The following is a 15,101-nucleotide window of genomic DNA, read 5'->3' on the forward strand; positions in this document are numbered from 1 at the left end:
TTAGGACGCGGACTCATTAGCTGAGTTAATCCATATCCTCGTCGCGGCAAGCTGGAGGGCGGCGAGATAGTCGTCGGCACGTCGGTCGTATCGCGTCGCAAGGCCCCGCATCTGCGTGATACGGTTGAAGAACTGTTCCACGAGATTGCGCTGATGGTCGACTCTGGGGTTGAAGTTGAATGTCTGCTTTCGATTGGCTTTTGCAGGAATGTTCGCCCTGCATTTGCGTTGCCTGGCGAAGTTACGAATTGCGTCGGTATCATATGCCTTGTCGGCCAGGATCGTTGTGCCGGGCTGCAGATCGCTGAGCAGCTGGCGCATCCGCAGCCTGACCAGCCGTGAGTTCCAGGCGAACCGGTCGGCCATCTGCATCAACGAGAGCATGAATTTTCGTCGTCAGGCCACCGTGAGAACGCCCCATGCAAGGATCGGCAGAGCCCCCTTTTTAGCATTGGCACCATGTTGGTGAACGCGAATGTAAGAGCTGTCGATCATGACGATATCTCTATCGTAACGCTTTGAAACCGCGTCCAGAAGGCGATCCCAGACACCCGCTTTACGCCCCAGCGGGAGAACCGATTGTAAAGCGTCGTGCGTGGACCATAACGCTCCAACGCTCCGGCACATCTCGCCAGGACGAACCGGTCCTGAAACGCCACAGATTGCCGTTGATCTCCCGGCGGTTGTCGACACGTTCAATTCCACGGCTATTGGCCGGCAAGAGAGGTGCGATGATAGCCCATTCTTCGTCGCTCAATTCGTGACGGCGCATGGCAACCTCCTTTCAAGGAGATTGAATCACACACCGCCAATAAGATGAACCTTGTTTATGGGAACACTGCCCAGTGGATGACGGGATTTTCAGACCGTTGTTCTATCCCATACCCGCTGATGGCGCGGCTAGCGATGAAATGGCAGTTTTCGCAGGCACGTTCCAGATCTGGCGCAGGTCCTGGCGAATATCCACCAGCATGGACGGTGCAAGCAGCGATTACGTACAAATTACTGCATTGATTTGCTTCGAGATCGACTGGAACGGGCAAGCATCTCTGGACCTTCACCGCATCTTGCGCCATATCTCTGACAGATCGATTTGATGAGGTCCAAACCCATGTCGCTTCTCCTGCGCTTTCTGACCTGGTGGAACAGCCAGACCATCAACACTCAGGTCTGGACCAAGCTTTACGGCGAGAAGGTCGGCGAGGACGATCAGGGCAACATCTACTACCAGTCCCGCGACGGTAAGCGTCGCTGGGTCATTTATAACGGTGAATCCGAGGCAAGCCGGATTTCCCCTGAATGGCATGGCTGGCTGCACCACACCTACAAGCAGCCTCCGACACAAGAGCCTCTGGCCCATAAATCATGGGAAAAACCGCATCAGCCGAACCAGACCGGTACAGTTGAGGCTTATCATCCGGCGGGTTCGCTGTACCGTGCTGAGCCGGCCGCGCGCCGCGACTACGACGCTTGGCAGCCTGAGTAAACCGATGGTGAGCGCCGCTGAACGGGCCGAGCTTTGGGTTGGCGCGGCCGTTCTGGCCGTAGCGGCCGGCTTTCTTATCTGGTCCACATCGGGCGGCCGAACGTCAGGGCTTGGCGGTGGGTATGAACTGCGCGCGGCCTTTCCGAATGTCAGCGGCATTGAGGTCGGTACCGATGTTCGGGTTGCTGGGGTGCGGGTCGGACGGGTTGCCGGGATTGAGCTCGACCCCCAGACTTACCTTGCTGAGGCGCGGTTGAGACTGCCAGAAAGCATTCGTCTGCCTAGTGACAGTGCGGCACTGATACAGTCGGACGGGCTGCTTGGCGGTGCCTATATCGAATTGCAGCCGGGCGGCGCACCGGATGATCTGCCTCCGGGGGCCGAGATCGAGGATGTGCAGGGCGCTGTCAGCCTGATCTCGCTGATGATGAAATTTGTCGATGCGCAAACTGCGGATGACGAACAATGAATGACCTTCTGACCCGTGCCTGTCTTTGCCTTCTGTTCATCGCTGGCCCTGTCCTTGCTCAGGAGGACGAGGGGCAGGGTGAGGATGAGCAGTTGATGATCGACCCGGCCTTCAGCGATGATCCTGCTGCTGTCGTCCCGGCCGAGCCCTCGGCGGCTGAGCGTCAGCGCGCTGCCGATCAGGCGCGTGGGCCTGAAACTGCGGCGGGTACAGGTGCACTGCTGCGTGGCCTCGACAAGATCACTGGCCGGACCGAAGACTTTGATCTATCAGTTGGCCAGGTTGCCGAATTCGGCAGGCTTGAGGTCAGGCTGTCTGAATGCCGATATCCCGCCGCCGACCCGACTTCGGACGCTTATGCGGAACTGACCGTCACCGACAAGCGCGCGAATGCTCAGGTATTTGCAGGCTGGATGGTAGCCTCATCCCCTGCGCTGTCTGCGCTTGACGATTCGCGCTATGATGTCTGGGTGATTTCCTGCAACAGGTCGTAACACCCAGGCAGGGGCTGCGAGATCATATCTGCCTGAACTTGCAGAGCTGTGGCGAGGCGTCGTCTATATTCAAGTCTGGAGATAGTCTGCCCCCCCATCGAGGCCAGATGCGGGTTGGGGTACTGGGTATCCCACAGAACAAAGCCGCAGCGCGCCAGATGCACGGACATCCAGATCAGCGCAGCTTTTGAGGCATTCTCGCGCCGCGAGAACATACTTTCTGCAAAAAACGCGCCGCCCAACGTCAGCCCATACAGCCCGCCGATCAAGGTATCGCCGGTATAGATTTCCAGAGAATGGGCGTGGCCCATGCGGAACAGATCCAGATAAAGCGCGCGGAGAGGGGCGTTGATCCAAGTTTCGGGCCGGTCGGCGCAACCGTCAACCACGCCGGCGAAGTCGTTGTTCAAAGTTGCATGCCAGTCGCAGCGACGCAAGAAACGCCGCATTGAGCGCGAGACATGCACCCCGCCAACAGGCAGGATGCCGCGTTGGGCTGGATCAAACCAGTAAAGCCGGGGGTCCGAGGCGGAATCCGCCATCGGAAATACCCCTTGCGCATAGGCGGCGAGCATTGTTCTGGCCGTCAGCTGCCCGGTCATATCGGGTTGCGCCTTCGTGCCCACCGCCGCATCGCCTGACCTCTCAGGTCCCGGACATCTCGCTTAGCCAGCGCTCGAGCCAGTGGATCGAGTAATTGCCGCTTTGGATATCGGGATTTTCAAGCAATGCGCGGAATAACGGTAACGTGGTATCGACCCCGTCCACGATCAATTCGCCAAGTGCGCGGTCAAGACGGGCCAAAGCCTCGTTCCGGTCGCGACCATGGACGATCAGCTTGCCGATCAGGCTGTCGTAATAGGGCGGGATGCGATAGCCGTCATAGATCGCGCTATCCATACGTACGCCCAGACCGCCGGGGGCATGATATTGAGAGATTGTACCGGGCGAGGGGGTAAAGTTCGGCAGCTTTTCAGCGTTGATCCGCACTTCGATGGCATGGCCGCGGATCTGCAGATCCTCCTGGCGGAACTCCATCTCTTCGCCGGCAGCGACCAGGATCTGCTGGCGCACCAGATCGACGCCAAAGATCGCCTCGGTCACCGGATGTTCGACCTGCAGGCGGGTGTTCATCTCGATGAAATAGAACTCGCCGTCCTCGAACAGGAACTCGATGGTGCCAGCGCCGCGATAGCCAAGCTTGGCCATGGCATTGGCACAGATCTCGCCGATGCGCGCGCGCTGCTCAGCCGTGATGACCGGGCCCGGTGCCTCTTCAAACACCTTTTGGTGGCGGCGCTGCAACGAACAGTCACGTTCGCCCAGATGCACCGCGCGGCCACGTCCGTCGCCAAAGACCTGGATTTCAATATGGCGCGGGCGCTGCAGGTATTTCTCGATATAGACTTCGTCGTTGCCGAAGGCGGCCTTGGCTTCGGCTCGGGCGGTGCGGAAAGCGTTTTCCAGCCCGCCCTCGTCCAGCGCGACCTTCATGCCACGACCGCCGCCGCCAGCGGTGGCCTTGATGATCACCGGATAGCCGATTTCGGCCGCGATCTTGTGCGCTGAATCGACATCCGGCACGCCGCCGTCCGAACCCGGGACTACGGGGATACCCAGGGATTTTGCGGTTTCCTTGGCGGTGATCTTGTCGCCCATGATGCGGATATGTTCCGCCGAAGGGCCGATGAAGGTGATGCCGTGATCTTCGACCATCTGCACAAAGCCGGCATTCTCGGACAGAAAGCCATAGCCGGGGTGAATGGCTTGGGCGCCAGTGATCTCACATGCCGAAATGACGGCTGGCATCGACAGATAGCTGTCGGTCGAAGGCGGCGGGCCGATACAGACCGATTCGTCGGCCATGCGCACATGCATCGCATCGGCGTCGGCGGTGGAATGGACCGCGACCGAGGCAATGCCCATCTCGCGGCAGGCGCGGATCACGCGTAGCGCGATCTCACCACGGTTGGCGATCAGGATCTTGTCGAACATGCCCTGGCTCACTCGACGACCATCAGGGGAGCGCCGAATTCGACCGGGCTGCCGTCATCGACGAGGATGCGCTTGACCGTGCCGGCGCGGGGTGAGGGGATGTGGTTCATGGTCTTCATCGCCTCGACGATCAGAAGCGTGTCGCCCTCTTTGACTTGCTGGCCGATGGTAACAAAGGGCGTGGCACCGGGTTCGGGCGCAAGATAGGCCGTACCGACCATGGGCGAGGTGACGGCGCCGGGCAGGTTCGCCGGGTCCTCTTGCGGGGCGGGGACCGCTGCAGCGGCAGGCGCGGCGGCAGGCGCAGACGGTGCCGCAAAGACGGGGGCGGCTTGCACTGCGGGGGCTTGCCGGATCTGTTTCGACAGGCTGACGGTCAGCCGGTCATTTTCGTCGTATTCCCGCTTGACGGTCAGCTCGGTCAGGTCGTTGCGATTGAGCAGTTCGGCCAGTGCCTGAATAAAGGCAACGTCGCCTTCGTGATGACGCTTTTCTTGACCCGCTTTGGTGGAATCGTCGCTCATGCCGTCCTCTGGATGTCGTTGTCAGGGTCCGCGTTCTGTTTGCGCGGCGGATTTGGGCGTCCTTATAGACCGTAGGGCAACCCAAGGGAAAGGGATTTGCCGCTTAACCCCGGCGTTTCCATCGCCGGTGCACCCAGAACCATTGCTCCATATGGGCGCGGACCAGACCTTCCAGGTGGTCGTTCAGGGCCTGCATCATGGTTTCGGGATCGCTATGGGGGATTGGCGCGCCGACCTCAACCTTGAAGCTCAGCCCGTCAGGCTGGCGCACCCCCGCAACCGGCAGGATCAGCGCGTCATAACGCAACGCCAGTTCGGCCGGGGTCAGCACAGTTTTCGTCGGCAGGCCAAAAAAGCGCAGCTCGACGCCGTGATCGTCAAACTGGTCAAAGCCAAGCGCCAGCATCCCGCCCCCCTTGAGAAAGCGCAACATCGCCGCAAGGCCGGCTCGTCCGCGCGGAAACATCGGCTGCGAGATCGAGTTCAGCGCCGGAATGTAATGGCGGTTGAACGCCTCGTTGTTCATTGGGCGATAAAGCGCACCGACTGGCCAATCTCGGGCAGCCAGCGCTGCGCGCATGGCGTCGTAATTGCCAAAATGCGCAGCGGCAAGGATCACGGGCCGGCCTGTCGCCGCTGCCTCTTCCAGAGCAGGCAGGCCGGGGCCGGTCAGCGGGTCTGAGGCGCGAACGCGGTCGGTGAATTCATTGGCCGAGTAGGTTTCGGCCAGTGAGCGCCCGGCGTTATCAGGCACGGCGCGGGTCAGGCGGCGGATCTCGGCCTCGGAAAGGTCGGGGCGGGCCATGGCCAGATTGGCGCGGATGCGCTGTCGCCAGCCGGCAAGCGGTGCCAGCACATGAGAAAAGAGATAGCCCATGGCAGGGATACGCCGCTCATATGGCAGCAGCCGCGCCAGCCCCATGACGGCCAGAAAGGCACCATTGGCAATGCGATCGCGCAGCGCGACGGGTTCCTGGGTTTCGGTCTCGCTCATCGCGGTCCTTTGGTTGCGGCCCGGTTCATCGCGCGGGCCTCGCGCATCCAGACATACAGGCCAGCACCCACGATGATCAACGCACCTACGACTGTCCAGATATCTGGCAGGTTACCCCAGAAGAGCCAGCCCCAGAATCCGGCCCAGACAAGGCCAGTATAACCAAAGGGCGCGATGGCGGCGGCCTCGGCCAAGGAAAAGGCCCGGATCAGCAGGGCTTGTGCCGCGGTGCCAAAGCATCCGAGCAGCAGAAAAGCCCACAGGTCGCCCATTGCGACCGGCTGCCAGAAGAAGGGCACCGCGACCGACGCAAGGACCGTGCCCACCACCGCTGACCAAAGGATCGAGGTCGATGTCGAATCGGTTCGCGCGATCCGGGTCAGAATCGCACCGGCGGCATAGGTAAAGGCCGCGACCAGTGCAAAAAGCGCGGCGGGATGAAAGACGCCTGCACCGGGGCGAATAATGATCATCGCCCCGCATAGCGCGGTCAGAATGCCAAGCAGCCGCCGGATACCGATGGATTCGCCCAGAAAGATCGCTGCCCCCAGCGTGATCAGCACCGGGTTGATGTCCATGATCGCGGTTGCCTCGGCCAGCCCGATGAACTGCAGCGCGCAAAAGAACAGCAGGATCGAGCCGAACTGGGTTACTCCACGAAAAAACTGCACGACCGGCCGTGATGAGGCAAATGTGCTGCGCAACCGCGGCGCAAAGATCACCATCACAATGACAAGATTGGTGATGAACCGCGCCCAGACCACCTGCACCGGATGATAGCGGGCCGAGAGATATTTTCCCGTCGCATCCATGAGTGTGAACAGCACAATTGCCAGCAACAGCAGCACGATACCACGCATCTGGGTTGCACGTGCCGGATCGCCCGGCTGAGCAAGAACCGGTGGCAGCGCGGCCGGATCGGCTTTCAGAGTCATGGCTGCGTCCTTTGGCTTGGGCGCTCAGGCGGCAGCAGGGTCAAAAGGGGGCCGCCGCGCAGGCATTGGGCAACGAGGGAAACCGAAAAGGGGCAGGGCCGCCGCGACTGACGCGGCGGCCCGTAAGGTGCAAAGCAGCCGCGCGCATCAGGCGCGGCCCGCTGTTATTCAGCCAAGCAGGCGGCGGGCCTCGGCGGCGGTGGCCTCGGCGGTGATCCCGAACTCTTTGTAAAGCGTCAGGGCAGGGGCCGAAGCGCCAAAGCCGGTCATGCCGATAAAGGCCGAAGTTTCTTCGCGGCCGCGCTCGCCCAGAAGCAGCCATTCCCACGGCTGGCGCACGGCTGCCTCGATCGCGATGCGAACAGTCCCGGCAGGCAGGACCTTGCTGCGATATCCGGCGTCCTGATCGCGGAACAGTTCCATCGACGGGACCGAGACGACGCGGGTCGGAATGCCTTCTCCCTCCAGCGTTTCGCGGGCAGCAACGGCAATCTCGACCTCTGAACCCGAGGCCATCAGGATAACCTTGGGTTCGGCACTTGCCTCGCGCAGCACATAGGCGCCACGGGCCGTGAGATTTTCTTCGCCCGAGTCCTCACGCAGGGTTGGCAGGTTCTGACGCGACAGCGCCATGACCGTCGGCGTGCTCTGGCTCGACAGGGCGATTTCCCATGCCTCGGCGGTCTCGACCAGATCGCAGGGACGCAGGGTCACCGTGTTCGGGGTCGCGCGGCAGATCGCCAGATGCTCGACCGGCTGGTGGGTAGGGCCATCTTCGCCCAGACCGATCGAGTCATGGGTCATGACATAGGTAACCGGCAGCCCCATCAGCGCCGACAGACGCATGGCGCCGCGCGCATAGTCGGTAAAGCACATGAAGGTACCCCCATAGGGGCGGAAGCCGCCATGCAGCCAGATGCCGTTCATCGCCGCGCCCATACCATGTTCACGGATGCCGTAATGGATGTAACGGCCCTTGCGGTTTTCCGGTGAGAAGATGCCCAGATCCTTTGTCCGGGTGTTGTTCGATCCGGTCAGGTCAGCCGAGCCGCCCATGGTTTCGCCCAGTTCGGGGTTAACCACCTCAAGCACCATTTCGCTGGCCTTGCGGGTCGCGACCTTCGGACGGGTCTCAAGCGCCTGCTTTTTCAGCGCGGCGATGGCGGGCGCCAGACGGTCGCTGATCTCGCCCGAGATGCGACGGGCGAATTCATCACGGTTTTCTGTCCCATCGACACGGGTCGCCCAGGCCTCACGCTCAGTGCGACCGCGGGCACCGATAGCGCGCCATTCGCTCAGGATGTCTTCGGGGATGACAAAAGGCTCGGCCTGCCAGCCCAGTGCCCCGCGCGCGGCGGCGATTTCCTCGGCCCCCAGAGGCGAGCCGTGCACGCCCGAGCTGTCCTGCTTTTTCGGCGCACCAAAACCGATGATGGTCTTGCAGGCGACCAGAACGGGACGGTCGTCCCTGCCACTGGCCGCGTCCTTGAGCGCACGGTCGATATCGGCTGCGTCATGCCCGTCGCAGGATAGGGTACGCCAACCCGAAGCCTCGAACCGTTTCAACTGGTCGGTCGAATCGGACAGCGACACCCGGCCGTCGATGGTGATGTCGTTATTGTCCCAAAGAACGATCAGGTTCTTGAGCTTCTGGTTGCCAGCCAGGGCGATTGCCTCCTGGCTGATACCCTCCATCAGACAGCCGTCACCGGCGATGACCCAGGTCTTGTGGTTGCACAGATCAGCGCCGAACTGGGCGCGCATCGCCTCTTCGGCGATAGCGAAACCGACAGCGGTTGCGATGCCCTGACCCAGCGGACCGGTCGTCGTCTCGACCCCCTCGGCATGGCCATATTCGGGATGGCCAGCGGTGATCGCGCCCCATTGGCGGAAATTGCGGATCTGGTCGATCGACATCTGCTCATAGCCGGTCAGGTACAGCAGCGAATAAAGCAGCATCGAGCCGTGGCCCGCCGACAGCACGAAACGATCGCGGTCAAACCAGTTCGGCGCAGCGGCGTCAAATTTCAGATGGTTGCGAAACAGGACCGTGGCAACGTCAGCCATACCCATCGGCATGCCGGGGTGGCCGGAGTTCGCGGCCTCGACGGCATCCATGGAAAGGGCGCGGATCGCGGTAGCGAGACGCCAGTGAGAGGGATCAGCCTTACGGCGGGAGGCGATGTCCATATCGGGATTCCGTGCTGTTAGATTGGCGGCATGTCCTGATAGGCAGGCCAGCGCGCGGTTGCAAGCCGCGACCGGACCGCAAGGCCGGTTTCCCGGCATTCCTGCCGGTTTCCGCGCCACTTTCATCCCCGTTTTTCAGGGCAATACGATTTCATCGCCCCTTTGCCCGCATAAAGGATTTGCCGGCTGCCCGCGCGGGCCGCAAACTTGTGAAAAAGCAGCAAATCCAACAGCGAGAGGGTGACTATGGCAAACCGCAGAACTGTGACCACCGAGCCGGTGGATGAGATACTACCTCCTTTGCGGATGGCGACACTGGGCCTGCAGCACGTTCTGGTCATGTATGCCGGGGCAGTGGCTGTGCCGCTGATCGTTGGCAGGGCATTGAAACTTGCGCCCGAGGACGTGGCCTTTTTGATCTCAGCCGATCTTTTCTGCTGCGGGGTTGCAACGATCATCCAGTCTCTGGGGATGACGCGCTGGTTTGGCATCCAGCTGCCGGTGATGATGGGGGTGACCTTCGCCTCGGTCGGGCCGATGGTTGCCATGGCCAACGCTTACCCCGGACCCGATGGCGCGCGGATGATCTTTGGTGCCATCATCGGGGCGGGGATCGTCGCCATGCTGATCGCGCCGTTTGTTGGCCGGATGCTGCGTTTTTTTCCGCCTCTGGTGACTGGCACCATCATTCTGGTGATTGGCGTCACCCTGATGCGGGTGGGGATCAACTGGATCTTTGGCAACCCGGTCGGGCCAACCGCGCCAAAGCTTGTCGATCCTGTGGCGGCTGGCTGGCTGAACCAGCTTAAAGAACTGGCCGAAACAGGCGTTGTCCCGGCATTGCCCGACGGGTTTGCCCCGGCTCCAAGCGTGCAGAACCCGCTGTATGCCCAACCGGTCAACATCGCGATCTCGGGCGTCGTGCTGGTGGCGATCCTGCTGATCGCGCGTTTCGGGCGCGGCTTTGTCGCCAATATCGCGGTTTTGCTGGGGATGCTGATCGGGGCGGTGCTGACCGTCCTGCTGGGGCAGATGACCTTTGCCAAGGTTGCCGAGGCCAGCTGGTTCGGCATTGTCACGCCCTTTCATTTTGGCATGCCAATCTTTGATCCGGTGCTGATCGTCACCATGGTCCTCGTCATGATCGTTGTCATGATCGAATCGACGGGCATGTTCCTTGCGCTTGGCGAGATGACAGGGCGTGAGATCACGCCGCAGCGGCTGACCGCGGGTCTGCGCACCGATGGTTTGGGCACGCTGATCGGCGGGATCTTTAATACCTTTCCCTATACATCCTTCAGCCAGAACGTTGGGCTGGTCGGCGTGACCGGAATCAAGAGCCGCTATATCTGCGTGGCAGGCGGGCTGATCCTGATCCTGTTTGGTCTGGTGCCCAAGATGGGTGCGGCGGTCGAGTCGCTGCCAACCCCGGTTCTGGGCGGGGCGGGGCTTGTCATGTTCGGCATGGTCGCCGCGACCGGCATCCGCATCCTTTCGACGGTCGATTTCGCCGGCAACCGCAACAACCTGTTCGTGGTGGCCGTGGCGCTTGGCTTTGGGATGATCCCGCTGATCGCGCCGGACTTCAAACAATGGATGCCCCATGCGATCCATCCGCTGATCGAATCCGGCATCCTGCTTGCGACCATCGCTGCGGTCCTTCTCAACGCGTTCTTCAACAGTACCGGAGGCGATGCCGAAGGCGCAAAGCGCGCCGCCAGCATGGCTGATCACTAAGCTTACGGCGCATCCCCCGTAACCGGCTGTTCCGGCGGGCGGATGCGCAACCGCGTCAGACGGTTTTCGCGGCGGGTCAGCACCTCGAAGCGGTAGCCCTCAAACGAAAAAACCTGGCCCGGCATCGGGATTGACTGGGCCAGGTGGATCACCAGACCTGCCACCGTATTGGCCTCATCGTCGGGCAGGCTCCAGTCCAGTGCCCGGTTCAGGTCGCGGATCGTCATGGTGCCGTCAACGATATAATCGCCTTGCGGACCGGGGACGAGCGCCTGCACCTCTTCGGTGTCATGTTCATCGGCGATCTCGCCCACGATTTCCTCCAGAATATCCTCAAGCGTGATCAGCCCGCGCAGGCTGCCATATTCGTCCACGACCAGCGCAAAATGCGTGCGCCGTTTCAGGAACTCGCGCATCTGCTCATCCAGAGGCGTGGTTTCGGGCACGAAATAGGGCGGCATCGCCGTACTGAGAACGTCAAAGCTGCGCAGCGCCTCGGGGCCGTTTTCCTGTAAAGCCCGCCGCACACCGCGCAAGAGATCCTTGGCATGGATGACGCCAACGACGTTCTCGCGCTCGCCACGAAAAACGGGCAGGCGGGTATGGGGGCTTTTCAGGACCAGATCCAGCACCTGTTCGGCAGAAAGATCGGCGTCGATCATCTCGATGTTCGAGCGGTGGCGCATGACCTCTTCGACTGAGTGTTCGCCCAGATCCAGCACACCCATCAGCCGGTCACGCTCTTCCTTTTGTACCGCGCCACTGGACTGGGCTACGGCCAGAGCATCGGCAATCTCATCCTGCACCGAAAATACCGGGCCTGTCTGTGCCGCGCGAATTCCAGACAAGGCAAGAATGCCGCGCGCGATCAGCCGAACCAACCAGACAAGCGGCGATAGCAGCCGCGCCAGCACGCGCAGGGTCGGGGCGGCGCGGCAGGCAATGCTTTCAGGGGCGAGGCGGGCGCAGGTGCGGGGCAGGACTTCGGCCAGAATCAGGATCAGGGCCGCCATGACCGCAAGCGCGATCGCAACGCCGCCCCAACCGCCAAGATGCAGGCCAAGTGCCGCGGCAAGTCCCATGGCAATAGACTTGACCAGATTATTGCCAAGCAGAATGGCTCCGTTCAGGCTTTCACTGTCCTGCCGGGCTGCAAGGGCCTCTTCGGCGCGGTTGTCGCCTTTATCCGCACGGGCCCGCAGCTTGCTGCGGCTGGCAGCTGTCAGCGCAGTTTCGGCGCACGCCAGCAAGGCCGATGTGGCGAGCAAGATCAGGATTGCCGCGCCCGCCAACCATACCAGCGGATCATGCACGGCATGGGCAGGCGTGGCGGCAGGCAGAGGCATCATTCCCTGTTCCGTTTGCGTCTTGCTTCGGCATTGGCCAGCGGATGGTGGTTCAGCACCAGATCACGCATTCGCTTGTCCAGAACATGGGTATAGATCTCGGTCGTGCCCAGATCCGCATGACCCAAAAGGGTCTGGATCACCCGCAGATCGGCACCACCTTCAAGCAGATGGGTGGCAAAGGCGTGGCGGATCACATGCGGAGAAACGCGCGCAGGGTCGATCCCTGCCGCCAAAGCCAGCTGCCCCAAAAGCGTATTCATCGCCTGCCGGGTCATGTGCCCTTCGCGGCTGGACGCGGGGAAAAGCCAGCGCGCGCCCTTGCCCGCGACAAGCTTGCCAAGCGCGCTGTCCGCCGGGGCATTGTCGCGCAGCTTTAGCCAGGCGGCCAATGCCGCCCGCGCAGGCTCGCTTAGCGGCACCATACGTTCCTTGCCGCCTTTGCCGCGGATCATCAGCAGGGCGGGGTTGCCGCGGCAGGCGCCAACCGGCAGTGAGACCAGCTCACTGACCCGCATTCCGGTCGCATAGATCAGCTCGACCAGCACCAGGTTGCGCGCCCGTTCAACCTCATTGCGTCCGAGCCGGGGCAGAGCGTCCAGCATGGCCTGAACCTCGGCCCGGTCCAGCACCTTGGGCAGGCGCTGCGCCCTGCCGGGTCCGCTGATGCGTCCGGCGGGATCATCCTCGCGCCAGCCTTCCTCAAGGGCAAAACGGGTGATCTGGCGGATCGCGGACAGCCGCCGCGCCCGTGTTGCCCGCGACAGGCCCTGCGCATTGCAATGCGACAGGTAATCCTCGATCCCTTCGCGGGTCACAGTCAGCAGTGACTGGTCATGCGCTGTCAGCCAGTCCGAGAAATCCTTAAGGTCGCGGCCGTAGGCCAAAAGAGTATTGCGTGCTGCGCCGGCCTCGGCAGCCTGTGCGTCGAGAAAGGCCGAAATCCGGCCCTGATCGCCAAGCCGCCCGCTGCTCATGGCACGCTGCTGCCCGGCGCGGGCATCATCACCGGGGCAAGGATCAGTTCGACCGCCGCCTGTCGCGCGATCTCTTGCTGGCCGAGCACGCGCAAGACGCGCAGCCCTTGCGCCGCGCGGGCCAGATCGCCGTCAAGCCCGGCATCGACATCCGAGATCGCATTCAGCAATGCCTCCCCCCGCTTTTTGGCAAGAATGAGTTGTGCTGCGTTTTCTGAGAGGTCCTTTTCGGAAGGACCGACGAAGGCAGGAAAAAGCTCTGCCGCCCGCGGTTCCATATTCCCTTGCGGGGGCGCTGCCTCTGGCTCACCCTCGGCAAAGCCAAGCAGCCATTCGTCAAAGGGATCGTTCCCCGGGCCGAGGCCCTGCACCACCTGTGGCTGACCGGCCTGCAGCGCAAGCCACAGGGCAATTTGCCCGGCTCGCCCCTCAAGCTGCATGGCACCGACATCGGCGCCGACCATATCGGCCAGAGCAGGCCCCAGCCCTGCCGGGATCATGGTGTCAAAGGCGCGGGGCAGGGCTTTGGCCACTGCGGCCGGTTCGCGCAGTAACAGCGCATCTGCCAGCGCCTGCACGGCCGAGGCACGCTCCCACACCCCGCCCGAGGCGGCGGGCTTTTGTTCCAGATAGATCATCCGCAACTGCGAGGCAGGGATCGCCCCGGCCCGCGCCAGCCGCTCGGCAGCGTCGAGACGCGCTTTCCAGCCGCCATTCTGGTCCAGATCGGCTAGCGAAAAGGCCAGCGGCAGACTGGATGAGGGCAGGGGCTGGCCAATCGCCTCATGCAAGCGCAGGTCCAGCGGCGTGACCACCGGCGGCGGCACCAGCTCATTGCTTTGGTCGGAATAGCCGTCGTCCAGATATTGGGCGAGCAGTGCCGCCATCTGCGGGTCGATCTGACCCATCTGCTCGGCCCCATGAAAGACCAGTGCCGCCGCCGCCCAGTCACCACCAAGTGCAAGGCAGAAGATGCGGGCCGGAAAGCTGGGTGCGACCCCCGGGGTGCGGTCCATGGTCTGGCAGGCCTGTGCCTCATCCCCAGACAGCAGGGCGATATCGAACAGCCGCCGGAACCGTTGCGGGTCGCCGGGACCGGCGGTCTTCAGCAGCTCTTTCGCGGCACCGGTCGCGCCCATATCCAGAAGCTTGTCCACGCGGGCAAGAAACAGTGCACCTTCCTGCCCGGCCTCGGTGCGGGGCGGGTGCAGCTGTGCGGCAAGCAGACGCCGTTCAAGCCGGCGCAGCGCCGGCAGGCGCGGGTGTGAGCCGCGGATCAGCCGCACCAGCGTTTCCGAATCGCTGTCCCCCCACATATCTGCGGGCAGGCCAGCGGTACGCGGCGAAACGGTGCCCTTGCCGTCGGGATTGCCCTCGCCCAGCCGGGTTACGCCCACCGGCTCGACCGCGCCGGTAGGTGCAATATCGCGACGGCTGCGACGCCTGATCTCGGCCGGACGCGGATCACCAGGACGCCAGGAAGAGATACTGCCCGGATCCTGCACACTGCCCGACAGCCAATCGCTGGCCGACAATGGCGGCTTGGCCGCAGCCGGCAAAGCCAGCGTCAGTCCTGCGGCCAGTGCACAGGCAAGGACAAATCCGTCAGTCGAGGTCATTCTGCCCCGCTTCGCTGCCACCCGTTTCGGGGGCCGGTCCGGTTTCGGTGCCGTCATTTTCGCTGGTCTCAGACGTGACAGGCTGCGGCGCGCGCGCGGGGGCAGAGCTATCCGCGTCAAGGTCCAGTTCGACGGGCATGCGCATTTCGCGCGGGTCCGAGCTCATGTCGCCAAAATAGGCATAGCCCGCCAGCCCCGCCAGAATCAGGACCACCAGAACTGCTACCACCTTCAAAAGCCGCATGAATTGCCCTTTCCGCCTCAATATGCTTATAGGCCGGTCTGTCGCCGGTTCGTGTGAAATATATATGGCATTTCCCGAAAGATCACGCCAT

At 62.5% G+C, this 15,101-nt stretch carries 14 protein-coding genes and 1 pseudogene; 4 read left to right on the plus strand and 11 right to left on the minus strand.

The window, feature by feature from the left end; all coding sequences use genetic code 11:
* Positions 1-772, minus strand: a pseudogene (locus tag F8A10_RS05595) (IS5 family transposase).
* 339 nt (positions 773-1,111) lie between these two features.
* On the opposite strand from F8A10_RS05595, the gene F8A10_RS05600 reads away from it, so the two are divergent.
* Genes F8A10_RS05600 through F8A10_RS05610 form a run of 3 tightly spaced genes read left to right on the plus strand, consistent with a single transcriptional unit; the run spans position 1,112 to position 2,449 of the window.
* Complete coding sequence (locus F8A10_RS05600) at positions 1,112-1,486, plus strand: NADH:ubiquinone oxidoreductase subunit NDUFA12 (protein WP_085502522.1); 375 nt, start codon at positions 1,112-1,114, stop codon at positions 1,484-1,486.
* A gap of 4 nt (positions 1,487-1,490) precedes the next feature.
* Positions 1,491-1,955, plus strand: a complete 465-nt coding sequence (mlaD, locus tag F8A10_RS05605) for an outer membrane lipid asymmetry maintenance protein MlaD (RefSeq protein WP_010394937.1) — start codon at positions 1,491-1,493, stop codon at positions 1,953-1,955.
* Entirely contained in the window at positions 1,952-2,449 is a 498-nt protein-coding gene (locus F8A10_RS05610) for a DUF2155 domain-containing protein (protein ID WP_152366877.1), read from the plus strand. The genes mlaD and F8A10_RS05610 overlap by 4 nt, the downstream gene beginning before the upstream one ends.
* On the opposite strand, the gene aat is transcribed toward F8A10_RS05610, so the two are convergent.
* The 6 genes from aat to tkt form a co-directional block, all read right to left on the minus strand.
* Positions 2,413-3,051: a leucyl/phenylalanyl-tRNA--protein transferase gene (gene aat, locus F8A10_RS05615; protein ID WP_029371772.1), complete on the minus strand. Its 639-nt coding sequence runs from the start codon at positions 3,049-3,051 to the stop codon at positions 2,413-2,415. The genes F8A10_RS05610 and aat overlap by 37 nt on opposite strands.
* A 43-nt stretch (positions 3,052-3,094) precedes the next feature.
* Positions 3,095-4,444, minus strand: a complete 1,350-nt coding sequence (gene accC, locus F8A10_RS05620) for an acetyl-CoA carboxylase biotin carboxylase subunit (RefSeq protein ID WP_152366878.1) — start codon at positions 4,442-4,444, stop codon at positions 3,095-3,097.
* A gap of 8 nt (positions 4,445-4,452) precedes the next feature.
* Positions 4,453-4,968, minus strand: a complete 516-nt coding sequence (gene accB / locus F8A10_RS05625; RefSeq protein ID WP_010394945.1) for an acetyl-CoA carboxylase biotin carboxyl carrier protein — start codon at positions 4,966-4,968, stop codon at positions 4,453-4,455.
* Positions 4,969-5,071: 103 nt separating this feature from the next.
* Positions 5,072-5,962, minus strand: coding sequence for a lysophospholipid acyltransferase family protein (locus F8A10_RS05630; RefSeq protein WP_152366879.1), 891 nt, complete (start codon positions 5,960-5,962; stop codon positions 5,072-5,074).
* Positions 5,959-6,897, minus strand: coding sequence for a DMT family transporter (locus F8A10_RS05635; RefSeq protein WP_085502527.1), 939 nt, complete (start codon positions 6,895-6,897; stop codon positions 5,959-5,961). The genes F8A10_RS05630 and F8A10_RS05635 overlap by 4 nt, the downstream gene beginning before the upstream one ends.
* Before the next feature lie 168 nt (positions 6,898-7,065).
* Entirely contained in the window at positions 7,066-9,087 is a 2,022-nt protein-coding gene (tkt, locus tag F8A10_RS05640; protein WP_152366880.1) for a transketolase, read from the minus strand.
* Positions 9,088-9,333: 246 nt separating this feature from the next.
* Here tkt and F8A10_RS05645 point away from each other — a divergent pair, with 246 nt between their 5' ends.
* Complete coding sequence (locus tag F8A10_RS05645; RefSeq protein WP_193668171.1) at positions 9,334-10,824, plus strand: nucleobase:cation symporter-2 family protein; 1,491 nt, start codon at positions 9,334-9,336, stop codon at positions 10,822-10,824.
* 2 nt (positions 10,825-10,826) lie between these two features.
* Here the strand turns inward: F8A10_RS05645 and F8A10_RS05650 are convergent, their stop codons facing one another.
* Genes F8A10_RS05650 through F8A10_RS05665 form a run of 4 tightly spaced genes read right to left on the minus strand, consistent with a single transcriptional unit; the run spans position 10,827 to position 15,010 of the window.
* Positions 10,827-12,170, minus strand: coding sequence for an HlyC/CorC family transporter (locus F8A10_RS05650; RefSeq protein WP_010394958.1), 1,344 nt, complete (start codon positions 12,168-12,170; stop codon positions 10,827-10,829).
* Positions 12,170-13,147 (minus strand): tyrosine recombinase, encoded by a 978-nt coding sequence (locus F8A10_RS05655; RefSeq protein WP_010394959.1) that lies wholly within the window; start codon positions 13,145-13,147, stop codon positions 12,170-12,172. The genes F8A10_RS05650 and F8A10_RS05655 overlap by 1 nt, the downstream gene beginning before the upstream one ends.
* Positions 13,144-14,766 carry a hypothetical protein gene (locus tag F8A10_RS05660; protein ID WP_010394961.1) on the minus strand — a complete coding sequence of 541 codons (1,623 nt, stop codon included), beginning with the start codon at positions 14,764-14,766 and terminating at the stop codon, positions 13,144-13,146. Before F8A10_RS05660 ends, F8A10_RS05655 begins: the two co-directional genes overlap by 4 nt.
* Positions 14,753-15,010, minus strand: coding sequence for a hypothetical protein (locus F8A10_RS05665; RefSeq protein WP_010394964.1), 258 nt, complete (start codon positions 15,008-15,010; stop codon positions 14,753-14,755). Before F8A10_RS05665 ends, F8A10_RS05660 begins: the two co-directional genes overlap by 14 nt.
* Between the last annotated feature and the right edge of the window lie 91 nt (positions 15,011-15,101).

It is taken from the genome of Paracoccus kondratievae (assembly GCF_009301415.1).
GTDB lineage: Bacteria > Pseudomonadota > Alphaproteobacteria > Rhodobacterales > Rhodobacteraceae > Paracoccus > Paracoccus kondratievae.

Bases quoted from the DNA above. Each gene is read 5' to 3' on its own strand.
- F8A10_RS05600 (WP_085502522.1), top strand. From the start codon at position 1,112: ATGTCGCTTCTCCTGCGCTTTCTGACCTGGTGGAACAGCCAGACCATC.
- mlaD (WP_010394937.1), top strand. From the start codon at position 1,491: ATGGTGAGCGCCGCTGAACGGGCCGAGCTTTGGGTTGGCGCGGCCGTT.
- F8A10_RS05610 (WP_152366877.1), top strand. From the start codon at position 1,952: ATGAATGACCTTCTGACCCGTGCCTGTCTTTGCCTTCTGTTCATCGCT.
- aat (WP_029371772.1), bottom strand. From the start codon at position 3,051: ATGACCGGGCAGCTGACGGCCAGAACAATGCTCGCCGCCTATGCGCAA.
- accC (WP_152366878.1), bottom strand. From the start codon at position 4,444: ATGTTCGACAAGATCCTGATCGCCAACCGTGGTGAGATCGCGCTACGC.
- accB (WP_010394945.1), bottom strand. From the start codon at position 4,968: ATGAGCGACGATTCCACCAAAGCGGGTCAAGAAAAGCGTCATCACGAA.
- F8A10_RS05630 (WP_152366879.1), bottom strand. From the start codon at position 5,962: ATGAGCGAGACCGAAACCCAGGAACCCGTCGCGCTGCGCGATCGCATT.
- F8A10_RS05635 (WP_085502527.1), bottom strand. From the start codon at position 6,897: ATGACTCTGAAAGCCGATCCGGCCGCGCTGCCACCGGTTCTTGCTCAG.
- tkt (WP_152366880.1), bottom strand. From the start codon at position 9,087: ATGGACATCGCCTCCCGCCGTAAGGCTGATCCCTCTCACTGGCGTCTC.
- F8A10_RS05645 (WP_193668171.1), top strand. From the start codon at position 9,334: ATGGCAAACCGCAGAACTGTGACCACCGAGCCGGTGGATGAGATACTA.
- F8A10_RS05650 (WP_010394958.1), bottom strand. From the start codon at position 12,170: ATGCCTCTGCCTGCCGCCACGCCTGCCCATGCCGTGCATGATCCGCTG.
- F8A10_RS05655 (WP_010394959.1), bottom strand. From the start codon at position 13,147: ATGAGCAGCGGGCGGCTTGGCGATCAGGGCCGGATTTCGGCCTTTCTC.
- F8A10_RS05660 (WP_010394961.1), bottom strand. From the start codon at position 14,766: ATGACCTCGACTGACGGATTTGTCCTTGCCTGTGCACTGGCCGCAGGA.
- F8A10_RS05665 (WP_010394964.1), bottom strand. From the start codon at position 15,010: ATGCGGCTTTTGAAGGTGGTAGCAGTTCTGGTGGTCCTGATTCTGGCG.